At 41.6% G+C, this 19,889-nt stretch carries 17 protein-coding genes; 8 read left to right on the top strand and 9 right to left on the bottom strand.

Annotated elements, in window-relative coordinates:
- Positions 1–94 precede the first annotated feature (94 nt).
- From GQY27_RS04930 to GQY27_RS04915, 4 genes are all read left to right on the top strand, one after another.
- Positions 95–439 (top strand): hypothetical protein, encoded by a 345-nt coding sequence (locus GQY27_RS04930; protein ID WP_160032404.1) that lies wholly within the window; start codon positions 95–97, stop codon positions 437–439.
- Positions 440–502: 63 nt separating this feature from the next.
- Positions 503–2,398: an ATP-binding protein gene (locus GQY27_RS04925; RefSeq protein WP_160032403.1), complete on the top strand. Its 1,896-nt coding sequence runs from the start codon at positions 503–505 to the stop codon at positions 2,396–2,398.
- Positions 2,399–2,506: 108 nt separating this feature from the next.
- The gene (locus GQY27_RS04920) at positions 2,507–3,199 is read left to right on the top strand and encodes a hypothetical protein (protein WP_160032402.1); all 693 of its coding nucleotides are present in this window, start codon (positions 2,507–2,509) and stop codon (positions 3,197–3,199) included.
- 181 nt (positions 3,200–3,380) lie between these two features.
- A complete protein-coding gene (locus GQY27_RS04915; RefSeq protein WP_160032401.1) occupies positions 3,381–4,319 on the top strand; it encodes an aldo/keto reductase family protein in 939 nt (312 codons plus the stop codon).
- A gap of 145 nt (positions 4,320–4,464) precedes the next feature.
- On the opposite strand, the gene GQY27_RS04910 is transcribed toward GQY27_RS04915, so the two are convergent.
- The gene (locus GQY27_RS04910) at positions 4,465–5,733 is read right to left on the bottom strand and encodes an acyltransferase (protein WP_160032400.1); all 1,269 of its coding nucleotides are present in this window, start codon (positions 5,731–5,733) and stop codon (positions 4,465–4,467) included.
- Between the two features lie 464 nt (positions 5,734–6,197).
- Between GQY27_RS04910 and GQY27_RS04905 the strand changes: the two genes are divergently transcribed.
- Positions 6,198–6,983 carry a C40 family peptidase gene (locus GQY27_RS04905; RefSeq protein ID WP_160032399.1) on the top strand — a complete coding sequence of 262 codons (786 nt, stop codon included), beginning with the start codon at positions 6,198–6,200 and terminating at the stop codon, positions 6,981–6,983.
- A 64-nt stretch (positions 6,984–7,047) separates the two neighbouring features.
- On the opposite strand, the gene GQY27_RS04900 is transcribed toward GQY27_RS04905, so the two are convergent.
- Positions 7,048–7,953 (bottom strand): ArsR/SmtB family transcription factor, encoded by a 906-nt coding sequence (locus GQY27_RS04900; protein ID WP_201450679.1) that lies wholly within the window; start codon positions 7,951–7,953, stop codon positions 7,048–7,050.
- A 194-nt stretch (positions 7,954–8,147) separates the two neighbouring features.
- Here GQY27_RS04900 and arfA point away from each other — a divergent pair, with 194 nt between their 5' ends.
- Positions 8,148–9,659: an arabinosylfuranosidase ArfA gene (gene arfA, locus GQY27_RS04895; protein WP_160032398.1), complete on the top strand. Its 1,512-nt coding sequence runs from the start codon at positions 8,148–8,150 to the stop codon at positions 9,657–9,659.
- A gap of 98 nt (positions 9,660–9,757) precedes the next feature.
- On the opposite strand, the gene GQY27_RS04890 is transcribed toward arfA, so the two are convergent.
- The 7 genes from GQY27_RS04890 to GQY27_RS04865 form a co-directional block, all read right to left on the bottom strand.
- Positions 9,758–10,522: a MerR family transcriptional regulator gene (locus GQY27_RS04890; protein WP_160032397.1), complete on the bottom strand. Its 765-nt coding sequence runs from the start codon at positions 10,520–10,522 to the stop codon at positions 9,758–9,760.
- 171 nt (positions 10,523–10,693) lie between these two features.
- The gene (locus GQY27_RS21470) at positions 10,694–10,858 is read right to left on the bottom strand and encodes a hypothetical protein (protein ID WP_201450678.1); all 165 of its coding nucleotides are present in this window, start codon (positions 10,856–10,858) and stop codon (positions 10,694–10,696) included.
- Positions 10,859–10,961: 103 nt separating this feature from the next.
- Entirely contained in the window at positions 10,962–11,801 is an 840-nt protein-coding gene (locus GQY27_RS04885; RefSeq protein ID WP_160032396.1) for a YfjC family protein, read from the bottom strand.
- Positions 11,802–11,881: 80 nt separating this feature from the next.
- Positions 11,882–12,349: a DUF5381 family protein gene (locus tag GQY27_RS04880; RefSeq protein ID WP_160032395.1), complete on the bottom strand. Its 468-nt coding sequence runs from the start codon at positions 12,347–12,349 to the stop codon at positions 11,882–11,884.
- A 41-nt stretch (positions 12,350–12,390) separates the two neighbouring features.
- Positions 12,391–13,464 carry a WXG100 family type VII secretion target gene (locus GQY27_RS04875; protein WP_160032394.1) on the bottom strand — a complete coding sequence of 358 codons (1,074 nt, stop codon included), beginning with the start codon at positions 13,462–13,464 and terminating at the stop codon, positions 12,391–12,393.
- Between the two features lie 276 nt (positions 13,465–13,740).
- Positions 13,741–15,597 (bottom strand): ABC transporter ATP-binding protein, encoded by a 1,857-nt coding sequence (locus GQY27_RS04870; RefSeq protein WP_160032393.1) that lies wholly within the window; start codon positions 15,595–15,597, stop codon positions 13,741–13,743.
- Positions 15,590–17,332, bottom strand: coding sequence for an ABC transporter ATP-binding protein (locus GQY27_RS04865; protein ID WP_160032392.1), 1,743 nt, complete (start codon positions 17,330–17,332; stop codon positions 15,590–15,592). The genes GQY27_RS04870 and GQY27_RS04865 overlap by 8 nt, the downstream gene beginning before the upstream one ends.
- 398 nt (positions 17,333–17,730) lie before the next feature.
- On the opposite strand from GQY27_RS04865, the gene GQY27_RS04860 reads away from it, so the two are divergent.
- On the top strand, positions 17,731–18,642 hold the full coding sequence (locus GQY27_RS04860) for an S-layer homology domain-containing protein (RefSeq protein ID WP_160032391.1): 912 nt from the start codon (positions 17,731–17,733) through the stop codon (positions 18,640–18,642).
- Positions 18,643–19,034: 392 nt separating this feature from the next.
- Positions 19,035–19,676, top strand: a complete 642-nt coding sequence (locus GQY27_RS04855) for a hypothetical protein (RefSeq protein WP_160032390.1) — start codon at positions 19,035–19,037, stop codon at positions 19,674–19,676.
- The last annotated feature ends 213 nt before the right edge of the window (positions 19,677–19,889 follow it).

Raw genomic sequence — 19,889 nt, 5'->3', positions numbered from 1 at the left:
CATTCTTAAACCGATTTGAGGGAGCTTGAATCAGAGGAAGAACAGAGGTAATGATGAAAAGAGAAATATGTATGGAGAAAGGGAGAATTCATTAATGGAGTGGTTTACTTTTGGGAATATGTTAGAAGCAATTCGAATTGGACAAAAAGCATCAACACCAGGTTTTTCAAGAACGGTCATTCGTACGCCCAGCGGTTTATATTGGACTGGCGGGATATGGAACGGGAGAATTGTGGAGATCAGAGATTATTTATTCTCAGACATCTGGACGATCTACGAAGATGAAGAAAGCCTGGTATGGGAAGAGTACAGAGAGCCTATGGAGCGTAAGATTGTAGAAATGATTACGAATCAATATGAGGAAGAGCGAGCCCAAAGACGAGAAGAAAAAAAAGCGAAATCTACTCAGACGTTATGGAAAAATAAAGATGTATTTTAATCCTTATAAGGTTAATTGAAGAAAAGAAATTTATATACTAACTGAATTATTGAGGTGTGAATAATGAAGATTGTTCCTAGGGTATCGGCTGTTATCATCTTGTGTTTACTATCGGTACTCTTCATATTACCACCACCCGTCAGTCATGCAGAAGGGGAAGGCCAGCCCCGAAAATTATCTTCTTGGGAGATGGCTTGGCCTCAGAATTGGACAGGTCATACGATAGATAAACCAACTTCTGGAAGCGATGAATGGACAACCATTCGAGCTGATTCCTCCATAGAACAACAGCTGACATCCTCGCCGCATACAGCCTGGATCAGAATAAAGCTGCCCGAGGATATAAAAGATGATATGGCCATTTATTTTGAACGTATCTATGGTCAGCAGATTAGAGTCTATAAAGACGAACATATTTTGTATGAGCAAGGGTCTCAGCATCAATTTAACAGAAATCCGTTATTGTTACCCTTACTTGATCAAGATGCCGGTGGAACAATTTATATCTGGACGCATAGTGATTATTTTAAAGTCGGTGTTGATCCGGCGATATGGATCGGTTCTTCTGCCAATCTGAATAAGAAATATGTGAGCGATGGGATAGATGAACTGGTCCTTGGGAGTATACTGCTCGTTTTGTCCGTTATCATCATCGCATTTTCGATGTTTATGTATAAATTAAAATATAAGTTATGGCTTGCAATATCCGTACTCATTGGGTGTTTAGGATTTACCATCTCGATGAATTCGAGCACAATTTATACATTTTATCCGGATATGACGCAGCTGTTTTATTATTTCTTTTTAATTTGTTTTGCCATAGAACTGCCTGTGCTTGCCTACTGCTTTGAACAAATATTTACTTCAGACAAGGCAAATAGAATCATTCGCAATCTGAGAAACTATCTAGTGGCTTATACCCTGTTTTATATATTCTGTACGGCAGCAAGTCTGCTTTATCCTGAGATGTCCCTATTTATGAGGTTTATAACAGGCCCTGTTTTTGGGGTGGTTTATGTAATTGAACTGTTGGTCTTGCTATACGTGACAATCAAAGAAGCGATAAGAGGGGAACAGGGGGCAACCTTGCTTTCCATTGGTTTTGGTATATTTGCACTCACAACCATAATAGAATGGTTTTTATATTACTCCGTACCTTGGTATGAGTTAGATCTATCGAAATGGACCATTTTTATTTTTGTCTGTTCAATTTTGACGGTAAAAGGCCAAAGGTTGCTTGGAAAATATGAAGAAGTTGTGCGTTATACAGAGGAACTGGAGGCGGTTAGTAATGAACTTCAGCGTTCTGAAAAAATCAAAATCATTAGCGAACTCGCTGCCTCGGTTGCTCATGAAGTACGTAACCCGCTGCAGGTCACACGTGGATTCTTGCAGCTAATGAGCAAGCAGGATGATGACAAGAATAAAAAGTATGTAGGTATTGCACTAGAAGAACTGGACAGGGCATCGGACATCATCAATGATTTCTTAACTTTTGCGAAGCCTGAATTTGATCATATTGCACTTATTAATCTATCTGAAGAGTTTAATCATATTGAAGGAGTCCTTATTCCGATGGCGAACCTCGAGGGAGGCATAATCGTCATGAATATCCCAAATAACCTGTGGATCCGCGGCAATTCATCCAAGTTCAAACAGGCTTTTATTAATATTATGAAGAATAGCATTGAGGCACTGCAAGGCAGCGGAGAAGTGAGGGTTAAGGCTTATCTTGCAGGAACGGAAGTAGTCATTCATGTCCAAGATAATGGAGTAGGTATGAACCAAGAGGAACTGATGAGATTGGGTGAGCCTTACTTTTCTAATAAAACAAAAGGAACTGGACTTGGTATGATGGTGACCTTCCGGATTATTGAAGCGATGGACGGTACGATTGAATATAGCAGTGAAAAAGAAGTAGGAACAGAAGCAGTCATCCGCTTTCCTTCCGGAGTATAACAAGCTTACTTCTACTTATTTTTCTTGCAATGGATAAAAAAGGGGTATATTCGTCCACAATAACAAGGTGTAAGTAATTATGAGCACCAGGAAGGTGGACAATACAAGATGAAGAAATATCTCGTTAGCATTGCATCTGCAGCATTGCTTGGATCTTTACTCATGGGACAGGGCAGTTATGTAATGGCGCAGCCTGACGTTGTACTTACGGAGACCGAGAAGCAGAATACGGCGGACTGTGGACGTACAGGTCATTACCTGTATTTTATGGAAGAGACAGCTAAGATTTTAAAGATAGATACAAAGACGCTTGCGGCAGAGATGCAGCAAGGAAAGACCATTGCTGAGATTGCGAAAGCGAAAGGCATGACAAGTCAGCAGCTTGAAGAGCAATTAAAGCCGGCTGTGGAGCGGCGTGTTGATGAAGTAGTAAAAGCAGGCTGCTTATCCAAAGAACAAGCCGTTTCGATGAAAGAATCAATAAGTGAAAGATTAAATAAAGTAATTCATACACCGATTGGTGATCTGAAACAGAAACATACCAGTCGCAGTAAAGGACAAAGTAAGATCAACCGTGAATCTATAGCGAAGTTTCTTGGAATTACGACAAATCAGCTTGACCAGGAACTGAAGCAAGGGAAGTCGTTAGCGGAGATTGCCCAGGCTAAAGGGATCAGTGAGAAGCAGCTAATTGATCATCTGAAGGAAGAATTGACTCCAGATCTAACGAAATTCATTCATCGTAAAATGCAAATGAATCCAAGACCTGGTCATGAAGCCATGTCTCCCGAAAAAAGCTGACAAAACTCTAATTTTCTTTAACAAATTTCCAAAAAATAAAACGACCTGTTCTCCATCTCCTTAACAGGGGGAAAGAACAGGTTATTTTATTTATGTAATCATTTTAATTGATTAGATTTGCTTGACAGTATCCACTTCTGGATTTAGTATTTTTCCTTATACTGCTAGGAGGCGATATGGGATGTTATACCGCAGAGTAGGGAGCAGCGGACTGAAGGTTAGCGAAATCAGTCTGGGAAGCTGGCTTACATATGGAGGATACGTGGAACGGGATAATGCCATTCTTGCCATTGAGGAAGCATACGATCTAGGAGTCAACTTTTTCGACACAGCAAATGTTTATGAACAAGGGGCTGCGGAGGAACTGATAGGACAAAGCCTCGCTCCTTATCCAAGACATTCGTACGTTCTTGCTACAAAAATGTATTTCCCAATGGGAGAGGGACCCAATGATCAAGGATTATCTCGCAAGCATATCATGGAACAGGCACATGCGAGTTTAAAACGCTTGGGACTTAGCTATATTGATATTCTCTACTGCCACCGGTTTGACCCGGAGACACCGCTGGAAGAGACATTGCGTGCGCTGGATGATCTAGTGACACAAGGTAAAATTTTATATATCGGTGTAAGTGAATGGACGGCAGCTCAAATGGCAGAAGCCCACGCGATCGCAAGCAGATATCTGCTGGACCGAATCATCGTTAATCAGCCCATGTATAATATGTTTGAACGGTCTATTGAAGAGGAGATTATTCCCTTCGGCGAGGAAAAAGGAATCGGACAAGTCGTTTTTTCGCCCCTGGCTCAAGGTTTGTTAACTGGGAAATATAATTCCGCCACAGAACTTCCTGAGAACAGCCGCGCGGCAAAGCTGGATTTCGTTCGTGACGGGATAACAGAAGATAAGATTGCAAAAGTAAAACAGCTGGGCAGAATCGCTGAGGAACTTGGGTTATCTATGCCCCAGCTGGCGATTGCCTGGATCTTAAGACAAAAGAATGTAGCCAGTGCGCTTGTCGGAGCAAGCCGCCCGCAACAAGTTGCGGAGAATGTCAAAGCTTCCGGCATAAAGCTATCAGCAGATGTACTCCAGCAGATCGAATATATACTTAAGTAAATAAATGAATCCATTTCAGAATCGCTTACGTTCTTTTCACCAGAACTATATGTAGATCATAATGGTGTAATTCATAATTAACGAGGAAAAGCCTCACTAGAGTTATACACTTGTGCATAACTCTAGTGAGGCTTTCTCTGTTTGTTTATTCTGTTAAAGAATTGGTGACAGGTGTTTTCAATCCAGGTTCGATCTTATCTTGCTTTGTGGCAGGTATTCTTCTTCGTCCAAGTCCCACCAAATAACGAGAAAATGGAAGACGAGACAGTCCATAACTAATAAGAAGAGAGAATATGACCGTTAGTGCGAAGGTAAGCAAAGTGAATCCAAGATGGTAACCTGCCAGTTGAAGTGGTCGTGTAAAGGACGAAATCCAGTAAATCACTAGTGCATGTATCAGATATCCGCCAAAGGAATATCGACCAACCCATGTAAAAAGTTTATAGAATTTACTCTTCACCGATACTAAATGCAAGATACCGTAGATCAGAAACATTTGCGATAAGATGAGTACAAATGTTGTTGGTTTTAGATAAGTGGAGATATTTAAATTCATCGTTTCTCCAGAACCCCGCAGTACATCATAGGCAAGATACACAAAGAGAAGGATGGATAGCAGTGCATTCCAAGGCAGTATCTTTACCATAACGCTCCGAAACCGATCAAGCATAAATGCACAAACAGCGCCAAGAATGAAATAGAAGATATACATAACAAAAATACTAGTACGATGGTTAAGCAAAGTTTGTCCTATTCCTGGGGTCACTGCCCACTGACCCATACGATAATAGGAGAGATATAGAAGGTAGCCATAGGCAAGACCGCTAACCAGCAAGATCGCGAAGACGATTCTATTTTGTTGTTTGTACTCCATTTCTTTCAGCCTGTTTCTGATCTGAATTGCGATCCTGCGAAACAAGGGAAACAGCAGATAGAATTGAAATACCATAATAATAAACCATAGGTGATACCCAGCTTGTGGTGCAAATAACTCTCTCACCAGACTCTTCCAGGTTTCTGCATCCAGCCAATTGGTATACATCATCAATCGAACCGATATCCAGTATACCAATGTCCAAAGTATAAACGGCACATAGATATCGCCAAATCGTTTACGAATGAATGAAGGGTAGTGTAGTTTTTGCTCATAATTATAGAACAGAAGCACAGCAGATAGAAAAACGAAAGTCGGCGTGCCAAATCTTGTAAGATGATATACGAACATGAGCATAATGGAATCCGCGGGGAGGATGTCTGCTCGGTAGATATATTCAGCCAGACTATGTTGCATGACGATCGCTAGAAAGGCAAGCCCCCTAAAAGGAGTCAGCTCCTCAATTCTTGGTTTTTTCAGGGTAATAAACCTCCAATCCGGGCAAAGAAAACTTGCCCATCTCCTTATTGTAATAAACAAAGATTAAATTCAAATGAAAAAGATTTCCCTTTAAGAAGTAACAATTTGGTGCTGTGAAGGCTCAGAGAAATAAATAGTTACAAAAAGGTAAAAATCAATACCGAACTTCTTGTAACTTTTAATAAACCGTTTGCAAAAGCACTAGTAATTGTTTCCACTTACGAGAATGGATAAAAAACATATAGGGCTTAAGTCCTATATAAAATATCATTTACAAATCGTTAATTTATTTTGATATATAAAGGTTTAAACCTATTTTACTAGATTAGAAGGCTGTGAATATATGGTTTGTTATAGAAAAATACTTTAAAGTATTATAGGTATTAAGAACTATATTAATTGAATTAAATTTGTTACTAAAGTCTGATGTTGAAGCTTGGATCCTCGCCTAAAATGGGACAAGTCAATGGTCACTGAAGCCATTAGAATAGACAAAAACCTATGACTTCTAGGAGGATTACGACATGAAGGTTACAAAAAAGATACTTACTGCATTCATTGCGGCAATACTGTTAATTGGAACAGTGGACATGCCTGCTTTTGTAAATCAAGCTTACGCAGCAACCACTACATTAGAAGTGATCTACGGTGTTAACTTTAGAAAAGGGCCAAGCACATCTTCTACTGTTATTCGGATGCTTCAAAAGGGAGAAAAAGTTACATTAGTTAGTAAATACAGCTCAAGTTATTGGAAAGTAAAAGATTACAATGGCGTTACGGGTTATATTTCTTCCTCTTCTAAATATACAAAAACAGTTAGTGGATCATCCCAAAGTGGAAGCAGTGACTCTTCCAGCAGTTCATCCAGCAGTGCAACTGTGGAGAAAGTGATTTCTGCCGGCATGAAATATTTAGGTACACCATATAAGTATGGTGCAGACCGAAACAGTACGAAATATTTTGATTGTTCTTCCTTTGTAAGGCGTGCTTTTATTGATGGTGCGGGTGTAACGCTCCCAACCGATTCTCGAAAACAAGCTACTTATGTAAAAGATAAAGGAAATACGAAGAGCAAGATCTCTAGTCTAAAACGTGGAGACCTGATGTTCTTTATGTCCTATAAAGGTACAAGTGCTTCATCTTACTCCGGGATTGATAAAAGTAAAGAGACCGTGACCCATGTAGGTATTTACCTTGGAGATAATAAAGTGCTGCATACGTACTCCACTGACTCCGGCGGTGTTCGTGTAGATACGATTACAGGGAAGCACTGGCAGTATCGTTTCCTATTTGGAGGAAGCGCACTATAACAATAAACCAAAAAGACAACTCTTCAAACAAGGACGAGTTGTCTTTTTGTTTATTATTTTAGGTTCACTCATGATAGAGCCGTAAAATAATGTTTTGGTTATAATTTCCGAAACCCTCACCATATAAGGTAAGACCACCCACATGCTTAGCGTCGTCTGCTGTAGCAAGACGAAAAGTCCACTGATTTCGGTTCACCGGAATATCTGTAATGGTCACATCCGACATTCGTTGTCCATCAATGAAAGTACCCATAGGGGTTACTCTAATAATCTTCAAAAGTCCATATTGGTTCACATCATCGAGCCACCAATCTGGCGTAAATACACCCCGCCCATGTCCTGAATCACCAGGACTTGTCCAAATTCCAAGTTTCACGCCATTTAGCGTAAAGCTGATATCAGACGGCCAGTTTGGATTCACGCCTGGTGCTTCTGAGCCGATCTCGAAGGAAAGTTCAATTTCGGTAAGTGAATGACCTTGTAAAACGTAATTTGGAATCTTGTATTCTACAAACCCTTTGCCAAACCAGAGAATATGAGCATTCACTCGCTCGGGGTCAAGAAAGTACCTGGGGTCATCGTATTGACCGATTACTTTTTCCGTAGTAGACAGCCCGCAAGTAGGATGAACTTCACATTCCGTATAATGACCAATTGGGATAGATACTTCTTGATATTTGCGAGAATTCTGCGCTTTCTGCGGCATCGTTATTTCAATCCAGTCAACAGAAAGGGAGTTGATTTTATGTGTGCCGCCATTTTTTCGAATCATTTTGGATTCTGTTATGCCGACTTCCTCCAGTTTACGTACATGCATCGTAACAATGGCACTGCTTAGGTTTAATTTTGCTGCAAGTTCTTTGATATTGAGCGGCTGCTCTGCAAGTAATTTAATAATGGATAGACGTACATTGCTAGCCAGCGCTTCATAGAGAGGAAGCCACTTTTCATCTGTATTTGCTCTAATCATTTCGATTCTCCCCTGAACGTTCAATAGTTAATATCCACTATTATAGAATTAGCATTCATATAAATCCAATGTTTTTTGAAAAAATAGATTTAAGAGGGTTGATTTTATACTATAATTGGATTTTAATATAAAGTAAGCGGTAACATTTTATAGTAGAATTAATTTTTTTATTAATTTAAAGAGGTGGTAAGCTCATGGCTAACAAGGCGAAGATGGTTGTAGATAAAGATTTTACAATTGGGGAAGTAGATAAACGTATTTATGGTTCTTTTATTGAACATTTGGGCCGCGCTGTATACGGCGGGATTTATGAACCAGGGCATGAAACAGCGGATGAGTCTGGTTTTCGCGGAGATGTTCTTGGGTTAATTCAGGATCTTCAAGTACCGATTGTACGTTATCCAGGCGGGAATTTTGTGTCCGGTTATAACTGGGAAGATAGTGTAGGTCCGAAAGAGGAACGAAAACATAGACTGGAGCTTGCTTGGAGAACAACAGAAACGAATGCTTTTGGATTTAATGAATTTGTGGATTGGGCGAAGAAAGCGAATACGGAAGTCATGATGGCAGTGAACTTGGGTACACGCGGGATAGATGCAGCACGTAATATTGTGGAGTACAGCAACCATAAATCAGGCTCGTATTATAGTGATCTGCGTATTAAACACGGGTACAAAGAGCCGCATAATGTAAAGACTTGGTGTCTTGGTAATGAGATGGATGGACCGTGGCAGATTGGTCATAAAACAGCAGAGGAGTACGGCAGAATCGCCTTGGAATCTGCGAAAGTAATGAAACTCGTCGATCCTTCCATAGAACTTGTTGCCTGCGGCAGTTCGAGCATTCATATGCCGACATTCCCAGAATGGGAAGCAACGGTACTTGACCATACGTATGATCATGTAGAGTATCTTTCTTTGCATCAATATTACGGCAATCGGGAGCAAGATTCAGCTCAGTTCCTCGCGCGTTCACTAGAAATGGATCAATTTATTGAAACGGTAACAGCAACTTGTGATTATATCAAAGCTAAAAAACGCAGTAAGAAAAAAATGTTCCTTTCTTTTGATGAATGGAATGTATGGTTCCACTCCAATGAAAATGATAGTAAGATCGAACCTTGGGGCGTTGCACCTCCTCAATTAGAAGACGTATATAACCATGAGGATGCACTGCTTGTAGGCTGTATGCTGATCAGTTTGCTGAAACATGCAGATCGTGTAAAAATGGCATGCCTCGCGCAGCTTGTTAATGTTATTGCTCCGATCATGACAGAGAATGGCGGCTCAGCATGGAAACAAACGATCTATTATCCGTATCTCCACACATCCGTGTACGGCCGTGGTCAGGCACTTGTTCCGCTGATCCAATCATCGAAGTATGATACAAAAGAAATTACAGACGTTCCGTATCTGGAAGCAATTGCGATACATAACGAAGAGGCGGGAGAAGTTACGATCTTCGCTGTCAACCGTCATCTGGAAGAGTCGCTTCCTGTAGAAGTAGATTTGCGCAGTTTCGGTGACTGCCGTCTGATCGAGCATACAGTACTAGAGTCAGACGATCTGAAAGCTGTGAATACAGCAGCAAATCCAAACCGCGTGACTCCGCATACGAATGGTAATGCAATAGTAGATGGAACAACGGTTACTTCACAACTGGCAAAAGCCAGCTGGAACGTGATCAGGCTCAAAGTGAGTGTATAAAAAGTACACGATCGTTACTTTTTGAATTTAAAACCTCTGCTCGGGGAATCTCTCGGGACAGAGGTTTTTCTAATCCACAAAATGTATCGAATTATACGCTAAGACTTGTCTACATAATGATGTATCGCATTTCTTAGAAACTGGGCTGCGCCGGGGCCTGCCTTATCATCATAATAAGAAGTAAACCGCTCATCTGCTACATACATATCGGCAAGGTTTTGATATGCCTCTTTGGAGAATTTACTCCATGAATACATCAGCCACTGTTTATGTTTCTGAACTAGATGTTCTGCTTCTTCAGATGCGGGGTTATTTGTCGCAAAAGCTTGTTTTAGCAGACCGATGATTTCAACTTCAAGTGCCTGCATCTGGTGATAATCTTGTTCACTCATTCCTCTTAATCTGGCGTTGCTTTCATCGATCTCGCAATCTCCATATTTTTCCCTGATCTCAGCACCGTAGATACGTTCATTCTCCCTAATTTGCTCGGCTTTTAGACCTTCAAATTTCTCTTTGTCTTGCATCTTTATTCCTCCTTCTTTACTCTCAATAGTTACCTTCACCGTATGGAGCAATTGTTCGAGATGGTCTCGTTTTTTAGTGAGTTTACTATAATGTGCTTTCAAAGCAGTTACCGGATCAAAATCAGGATGTTCTAGAATCTTATGAATTTCATCCAGACTCACTTCCAGTTCGCGATAAAATAAGATTTGCTGAAGTCGGTCCACCTCATGCTCTCCATAAATCCGATAGCCAGATGCATTGATTCTTGCTGGCGGCAGCAAACCAATTTGATCGTAGTACCGAAGTGTGCGGCCGCTGACACCAGATAATTCCGCGAGTTGATGAACGGTGTATTCCATGGATGCTCCTCCCTTACATATCTCATCCTAAACGTATACGTAGCGTATAGGTCAATAACTAATTTACTGAGATTAAAAAAATTTCGCTATGTAAAATAAGCTCCGCAGTACTCCCGATCGGAAGCAGCTGCGAAGCTTATCTTTAATCTGTATTTTGCTCAAGTATACAAATTAATTCTGTTTTTCATTCTTTTGTGCGGAGGGTTGTTTTTCAAATACTTCAGCCGCTTCTTCAGCAGAAAACTCAGTATCAAAAGCTCCTGGTACAGGCAGCTTGTTCAGCTTCGTATTGCTAACCTCTGCTTTGGTTGGTTCATTGCTTGATGAATTACGCATGGGAACACCTCCTTTACACGAACATCAACAGTATTTTTCCAAACATGGCTATTTTCTATACCCCATTTGGACTGTGATCTAAGGAGCGGAGGGAGAGATCGAATTACCGCTGAAAAGAAGGCGCTGCAAACTTGTCAATTAGATTTCTCAGCTGCTTACGAATTGTGTGTTCCGTTGAACACTCAATTTCAATGACAGGCTCTGACGTAGGATCAGGCTGTATATTATGGACACTGTAGAAATACTCTTCAACATTTAGGAGTAACAGCATCTGTTCTGGAGTCGGCACTTCTTCATCACCATAATGAAGGATGCTGAGATTATCCAGGTTTTTTCCTGATTTTATGAAGGTAGAGCTCCAGGCCTGGATGAATTGTTGTTCAGGTTTGGTTAGCGCCCATTCACTTACGAGAGTAGAGACATTTGTATCCGGCATAATAGCAGTGAGTGCATTCCATCTAGATTCAGATATACGAAGCTTGGTTGCTTCTGCAGGAAGTAAACGTTCCTGACTGAGATAAAATCGATATAACTCTTCTTCCCATTCGGCAGGTTCTGTCCAAGTAAACAGATGGATTCGCTGATTTATGGCGAGATGGTACAAGTATTGACCTCGCTGTTCTTCTTCTCCGGCATGAATCGTGAGCACTTTTTCTTGATCATTCCTAAGCGAATAGCCCCGAAGCATCCTGCGACTTCTTGCAAAATGAATGAGCATTTCCAGCAGATCCGGCACGAATTCAATTTCCATCTCTTCTAAGCTGACAATAAGTCCTTTGGAAAGAAGACTATGAGAAGCAGCCTGAAGGATCAGTTCCCATTCACGCTCTGATAGTTCTCCGTACATCGGCTTCAGTAAGCCGGCAGCAACGTCTTCGGCTCCCATCGATGCGAGTGCAAAACCAAACTCTTCTATGGATAACGTAATTAGTGGTTTGTCCATAATTCCTCCTATAATTGGTTATGTTGAAAGCTCAGCTCAGATCATTGGCAGATATGTAGCTGTTTGTGTTTGTTGTGTACTTATTTTATACTTGCCCCGTTGTGAACACGGCGAAGTGTTTTCAGTGTGCTGTTTAGTTCGTCAGTACTTAGAACATGGTAGGTGTTAATATCCACATGTTCTCTATTTTTTAGCTTCAATCGATAGAAAGGAGGGATCGACTGCACCCACTTGTTCATGGAAGAATCGTGAAGCTCTATTTTCTGAATGGAACTCCAGGGAATGAGGGTCCCGTCATTCAGCACGATATTGTTTTGATCGTAAGAGAACAAAGGTCTCTTAAAGAAGGTCAGGATCAATAGTCGAATGAACTGGGGACCGAAAAACCAGAAACCAATCAGCATCCCACTGGCATAGTAGATGGCTTCACCTATACCTAGACTATCTTCAGTAAGAGCATATACGAGCACAAAACAGGCGGAAATGAGAATTAGGGAAGCCATTGCTTTTCCAAAAGCTAATTTTCGCCGATAGGATATCGATTGCATGGGTCAACCTCCGGTCTATGCGATAACTTCGTATTTCTGTATTATTTAAAAAATCCGCTAGCCCATCGGATGGCACCTTCGGCTGCACTTGCCACATGTTTACCGGCGAATGCCCCTACTGCACCCCCCACATAAGCGCCTACTGCTGTTCCTACCGGCCCAAATGCAGTTCCAAGGGTTCCGCCAACAATGGCTCCTGCTCCTGCAGCTGCTGATTTAATAACGACATTGGAAGCGGATATGGCAACATCTGTTCCGGTGAGGGTTCCGCTCTTTATTTTCCCAGCGGTTTTGATACCTTCATCAAAGATATTAAGACCTACGTTAATAGGAAAGAGTTTCTTGCTAATCATCTTTGGAATCGCTGAGATCTTCATTCCATACTGGCCTTTTTGTACTCCAGCTACCACATTACGAGTCCACTCTGGAAAACTGCTTGCTTTACTAAGACCCAGCCCGATTTTCCCTATTTTGAGGTTTCCAGCCCATTTATCGAATCCTTTCAATCCCTTCATAACAAGACCGGGCTGACGAAATTGCTTATCTATTCTTCTTGCCATATTTCTTAGGAAGGTATCGGGCCCTTTTCCGGTTACCCATTTTGCATTATGGATGACTGCTCGGGTTGGATTTTTCGCACTCCGTTTGAATTCAACGGTCTTTGTTAAGACGAGTGTGCTCGCTAGTCCACTGTATAATGCAGTCCCAGCCATAGCTAGATTTCCGCGTAAACCATTGACGGTACTCCATGCACTCGAACCATTATCAAATGCATCCGAAAGGGTCTGTTTCGTTTGTTCTTGCCATGCGTCTTTGCTGTTTCCTTCTGTCCTAATTCCGGTATCTTGTGAACCATCTGCTTCCGCAAATTTAACGGAGATAGAATGAAGATCGGTACCAATCGAAGATACTCTAGAAGTAAATGTCTCCATCTGGGTACGAGCAGTCTGGAAGTCCTGATAAAACCGTTCCTGGGTTATGCCAGACCACTGGCTTTGCAGGGAGAGAATATTCGCATTTAGACTTGTAATCATGCTTTTACTGATCTCAGATGCTTGCGTAAATTGTTTTGAGATTTCGAGAATACGTTCTGGGGGGACCACAATTCTTGTCACTAACCATTCACCTCATCATAAATATTGAACAGAAGAAGGACACCATCAATATATGGTACATTTACCCAATAATTCTAATGTTAGAATCATCCGATTGGCAACGGGAAATGGGTTTATTAGCAGAAAACAGGACTTAAGAAAGAGATAAGGTGTAAGCCCAAGGTTCCGTAATGCTTTCATTTATAAGACAAAATAGCCCCAGAAGCATGGTAGCTGCTGAGGCGTCTATGTTTACTATTTGCATACTTACGTACTTTCGTACGAATAAAGCAGAACTTATCCGGCATCATTTCGTGACTTTTCTTCAAATATCGTTTCACGTCCCGCTTCTAGTGCATGTTGATATAAATCCTCATACGTTCCTCTCAGCTCCATTAGTTCTTTGTGGGTGCCGGATTCCACGATTCGGCCTTCTTGCATAACGAGAATACGGTCCGCATGCATGATCGTCGATAATCGGTGAGCAATGACAATGGTAGTTCGCCCGGCAGCTACAGAAGAGAGCGCATTCTGAACTAATTGTTCCGTATGGGAATCCAGATTTGCGGTCGCTTCATCCAGTATGAGAATTCGCGGCTGGAACACAACGATACGAGCAAAAGAAATCAGCTGGCGTTCTCCGGCAGATAATCCGCTGCCTCTTTCGGATAGATGCGTATCATATCCGTCTGCTAAACGGCGAATCATCGAATCTGCCCCTACAAATTTGCAGGCTTCGATAACCTGCTCTTTCGGCACATCTTCTCGGAACAGCCGGATGTTGTCAATGATCGAGCCGGAGAAGAGAAAAGGGTCCTGCTGAATCAGCCCGACAATCCGGTGCAGCGTTTCTTGCGGCATTTTACGAATATCAACACCGTCAATCTCGATACTGCCTTTATTCACATCATAGAATCGATTTAGCAGACTGATGACTGTACTTTTACCTGCACCGGTTGTTCCAACAATACCAATCATCTCACCCGCATGTATCGTAAGATTCAGGTTATGAATGATAGGCTGATTCTCAAGATAACCAAACGAGACATCGTTAAAATCAATCCGTCCGTTTACATCATCTGTTGTTAGGGTGACAGCATCGCTTACCTCCGGTTCTTTCACTGCGGGATCTGTACCGAGTATTGCCCAGATTCGTTCCATGGAGACTGTAGTGGACTGGAATGTATTCCACTGCATCGTAATTTGGTTGATCGGTTGGAAGAACTGACGGATATAACTGATGAATGCATAGAGTACGCCGACTTCCAGTGAGGAACCGAGAACTGCTTTACCGCCTAACCAGATCATAAGTACAAGGGCGATATTTCCTAGAATATCAAAGGTACGGTTAAAAATGACGTTAGACCGAATCTGCCTTACATTAGCCGAAAAGTAATTTCCATTCTGCTCGTTAAATTGTTTCATTTGTTCCTTTTCCTGATGATAAGCCTGAATGAGAAACATGCCGGATAAGTTCTCTGCGATAAAGGAAACCAGTCTCGACATGCGGGTTCTTGCCTGCTGATAGGTTTCACGTAAATATTTGCGGAACAAGACGGCCACAAGAGCAATGAACGGAAGAACAGCTACAGAATATAGAGCAAGAGTAACGTCTAGCTGAAACATAAAAACAATAATCATCACAAGCATCATGCCATCTCGTATCAGACTAAGCAGTACCTGTGTAAAGAATGAACTGATCGTTTCCGTATCACTCGACACATTGGTGACAAGGCTTCCGCTATGTTTGCGATCAAAAAAGGACATCGACATCTTCGTAATATGAGTGAACAGATCTTTACGGAGTTCAGCTACAATGTTTTGTCCTGCATACTGCAGCAGATTATTTTGAATATAAGTGAATATAAAACTAATGACCGACAAGATAAGATACACAAGAGCAATTTGGATGAGAAAAGTAAGCCCAGTTCGGCCCAGTGCCAGATGGTCATCGATCGCGACTTTAATGAGATACGGCTGCGAAAGTTCGGCAGCAATCCCAAGCAAGGAACAGATGAAAATGAGAACAAAAGTAAAACGGTGCGGCCTGCCATATCGTAATATGGAGCGGAATGCATTTGATTTCTTTTTCTTATCTCCGTTCATATCCAGATGGCTATGAGGTTGTTTCTCTCTTATCATCGTATTAGACATGATGCAATCCCTCCTCCTGAATACGGGCAAGAGAAGCGTACCTACCTTCAAGGTCTATCAGGTCTTGATGCGTACCTTGCTCCATAATCCGTCCTTCTTCAAGAACAACAATCACGTCCGCATGTTTCACTGCACTGATTCGGTGCGAGATGATTAAGGTCGTTTTATGCTTACGATCTTTTTTTAATTGGTTTAGAATACCGGTTTCGGTTACGGCATCCACTGCGCTCATACTGTCATCTAGAATAAGTAAAGGTGAGTTCTTCATGAGTCCTCTAGCGAGACTTGTACGCTGCCTTTGCCCGCCTGACAAGGTGACACCTCGCTCGCCGAGTGGAGTTTCAAACGACTTAGGGAACTGAATGATATTATCGAAGATCATCGCTTGTTTCGCAGGTTCCTCCACCTGACTGATCGTAGCCGTTCGATTGCTGAATGCGATATTGTCGCGAATCGTTGTACTGAACAAGAATCCGTCTTGAGGTACGTAAGCTAATTTTGAGCGCAAACTTTCCAGTGTTAGACTTCGCACATCGGTTCCGCTGACTTTGATTGTGCCGGCAGGAGGTTCATAGATGCGGAGCAATAGTTTTACGAGTGTGCTTTTTCCACTGCCCGTTCGTCCCACGATGCCGACCGTTTTTCCTGATGGTATGACGAGATTAATATCCTTAAGAGCAAACTCTTTACTGCCTGGATACTTGAAGGATAGTTCCTGAATTTGAATGTCTTCTACCTGCTTCAGCGGTTTTGCATCCGAAGTCTCCCGTACATCGGGAATTTCAGCGAGCAGGCTGTTGACACGTTCAAGAGAAGCACCGGACCTCTGCATCATATTAATCACATTACCGATCTGCTGGAGAGGGCCCATAATCATACGCAAGTACAGGGTCAGAGCTACAAAACTACCAAGACTGATCGTATTCTGAATCGTCATGTATCCGCCTACCACAATAGATACAACGAGGGAGAATGCTCCGAGCAGCGGAAGTAGTGCCTGAAAAAGAGACGAGAGACGTACCAGCTTCAGCTGTTTATCTCTTATGGCATCTACAGAAGCACCAAAACGGATCCGAGAGATTTCTTCCGTTGCAAACGTTTTGGTAACACGAATCCCGCCAAGCTGTTCTTCTGCTGATTCTGTCATTGATGCAAGCGCTTCCTGAACAGCTTTTGACCTTTTGCGAATACGTGGTCCGAAGTACACTACTAGAAAAGGAATGGCCAACAGAGGACCTACACTGATTGCGATGAGCGTAAATGGAATTCCGCTAATCATCATCATGACTACACAAGACAGCAGCAGGAATACTGCATTCGTTGTCTGATTAATGCCGTTAGATATCGCTTCCCGGACGGAAGTGACATCATTCATTACATAGCTGAGAAGCTTGCCTGTGCCTTGTTTTGCAAAATATTTGTCACTCAGCTCTGAAAATTTACCGAAAAGTTTCTGCCGGGTAATGAACTCAAATCTTCTGCCGAGCCGCATAATCATAAACTGTCCGAGTCCGAATAAAGCATTGTAGGAGACTGCAATAATGAGCAGCAGCAAGCTATAGCGAATGATTTTATCCATGGTGAGCGTTTGTCTTTGCAGTTCGTCTGTAAATTGACCTACCACACGAGGGAGCAGGGCCTGATCAACATTGGAGATAATGATTAGCAGAATGGCACTAAGGTAGGAAAGCCAGTGAGACTGTACATAGTTACGAAGTAAACTTCGATCATTCACGGATCACTCATCTCCTTATCAGTGTTTGCGGACACAAAAGGGCAGGACGCTGGTCTGTAAAAAAAGCGTCGTGCCCTTTCTAATGTATGTATTTTGATGAACATTATAATCTTATTTTTAAGTAAATTCACCTTAATGTCAAACCATTTCATGGTCAAAAAACAGCTTTTATGAAAGAAGACCGAAGTGCATAAAAGATTGTAATGAGATTACTCGTCATTGGGAAATATAGAAGTAGTCTTACAGATTGGATGTTAGCATGAAACAAATTTCAGGAATTTCTCGTTTAGAGAATAGAACATATACGAACCATTTTCATATTACCTCTAGTTGCTTTAATCAGGAAATCGTTTCACGCGAGAAAATTAAAGGTTTATAAATAATGGAGGTAGGTTACGATGAAACGTTTAACCGTGAAAACTTCAGTTGCAGCTTTAAGTTTGTCCCTTGTTTTTGGAGGGATGTCTGCTTATGCTTTTGACGATGTTACATTAGATACACAGGTTCAGATGCTTCAGTCGCTTCGCGATCAAGGGATAGTAAAGGGAGTGTCTTCAAATAAGTTCAATCCCGCAGGCACTTTATCAGAAGCACAAGGTATTCAGATGATTGTGAATGCATTTGATCTGAGCGCAGGAAACGAGACGACAGAGCCGGGAAACCCAAAATGGTATCATGCAGCTTATGATGCAGCAATGGCAGAGGGATTGTCCATACCGGAAATGAGAGACGCAGAAGAGGCTCTCACGAGAGAAGTATTTGCAAACCTCTTATTCGAAGGAATAAACACGACAGGTGAATATCCTGTGATCTTACTTTACAACCACATCGAAGATGAGCAAGAGATCAAACCTGAGTATTTATCTTCGATTCAAAATTTACTGAATATGAAGGTAATTAGCCTGGGTGATAAGGAACAATTTAGACCTCGTGATACACTCACTCGAATGGAGGCAGCAGAAATGGTCTATGAGGCGAGAGAGTATATCGATCGATATGGAAATGGCGGCTCCTCCGATGAAACACCGGGAACTGTGCCGGGGAGCGGTCAGCAGGCAATGATACCCGAGGTATCTTCCCAAACGATAGACGAGAAGACGGTAAAAGTAAAAATTAGTCTGGAACTTCCTAACCCTGGTTATGGACTTGAGATTAAAGATGTAGAACTTAGTAAGAATGGAAAAGCGATCATTAAGTATGAGATTATTCAACCTGATCCTAACAAAATGTATCCGCAGGTCATTACAGAACGTTCTGCCGAGACGAATATCCCTTCAGGATATACGCCGGAAGTAGCGCCGTTTTCATAACGCTCCGGATTATCATCTGACGTTTCGTTGTTTTGCTTCGCAAAGCCAAAGGCACTGTCAGATGGTATTCCTCCGCTGGGAGGATTAATATAAGACAACCGACTTATTCTTGGATAACAAAAGGACGTCTTCTGTTCACATGTCTTGGACAAAGGGCGTCTTTTTATTTTGCCGTTTTTCTTCGAGGAACAGAAACATATGCCTATTGGAACCATGTAACTACACCAGTTATACCTACTATATATAACTAATAGTTACAGGCTTGTCTCTTGTCAATATCTTAATTTTATATAGACCATAGTTATGTGGATTTCAATTCTAAATAAGCTAACATTTTATAGTTAGGTTAATGGTAAAATTAAACAATATAAAAAGGAGGGGAGTAAATAACTTTGCTGAAGCTAAAGTTCATCGGTTCGATACTTATTATCGCTGTAATAATGTGTGCATGCTCAAAGGAAGTATCTAATCCATCGGAAACAACAATAACAAAACAAGTGGAAGGAACTTCTTTGCACGTGGAGCCAATCGATTTATTCGCCGGAGAAGCACGAAAGTTCCAGCCTTTTCTTGGCACGATGTCGGGTGCGGTGAAATTGAAGTATAACGGAAGCAAAAATGATATTACTGCTACAATTGAACTTTGGGAAAACGGGACGAAAACGAAGACATACAGTTCAATTAGCACCACAATGCAGGATTCACTAGAGAAGACAAAGGACTATGAAGGCGAATTTATTGCATCGATTAAGACAGTTTCAATTGAAGGCAGTAAACCGCTGTATGAGATTACATCAGCTTTTGCGAATAAAAATGGTACGTCATCGGCGGTTACTTATATCGATCGTGATAGTAGTCTTAATGGAAGCAATACGATCCAACTAAATCAAACCCTGGATGTTGAAGATAATGAAGCGGTTTCCGTATGGGGGATGCAGGCTACAGACAAGAATGAGTGGGAAACCGTCGATTTTACCCCTGAGCGTTTAAAAACCGCAAGATGGGCTTTGATATTTAAGTTATCTGTAAACTGACGATTAACTAACGAAAAAACGATAGTTGAATACAGAAGGAAGCGGCTTGCCAGTTGGCAGTTGCTCCTTTTTAGTTATGCAAACCAGCATGTCATATAGAAGAATACTGTTTACCTTACAATTTGATGATTAACTGCTGAATCAAGCTTTGAACTAATAACGAAAAAACAGTAGTCCAAAAACAGTTTTGCGTTATTATTACACCGTTACTGT

The organism is Paenibacillus sp. An7 (genome assembly GCF_009870785.1).
GTDB lineage: Bacteria > Bacillota > Bacilli > Paenibacillales > Paenibacillaceae > Paenibacillus.
Note: the sequence above shows the minus strand (reverse complement) of the source record. Positions and strands in the feature narration are given on the sequence as shown.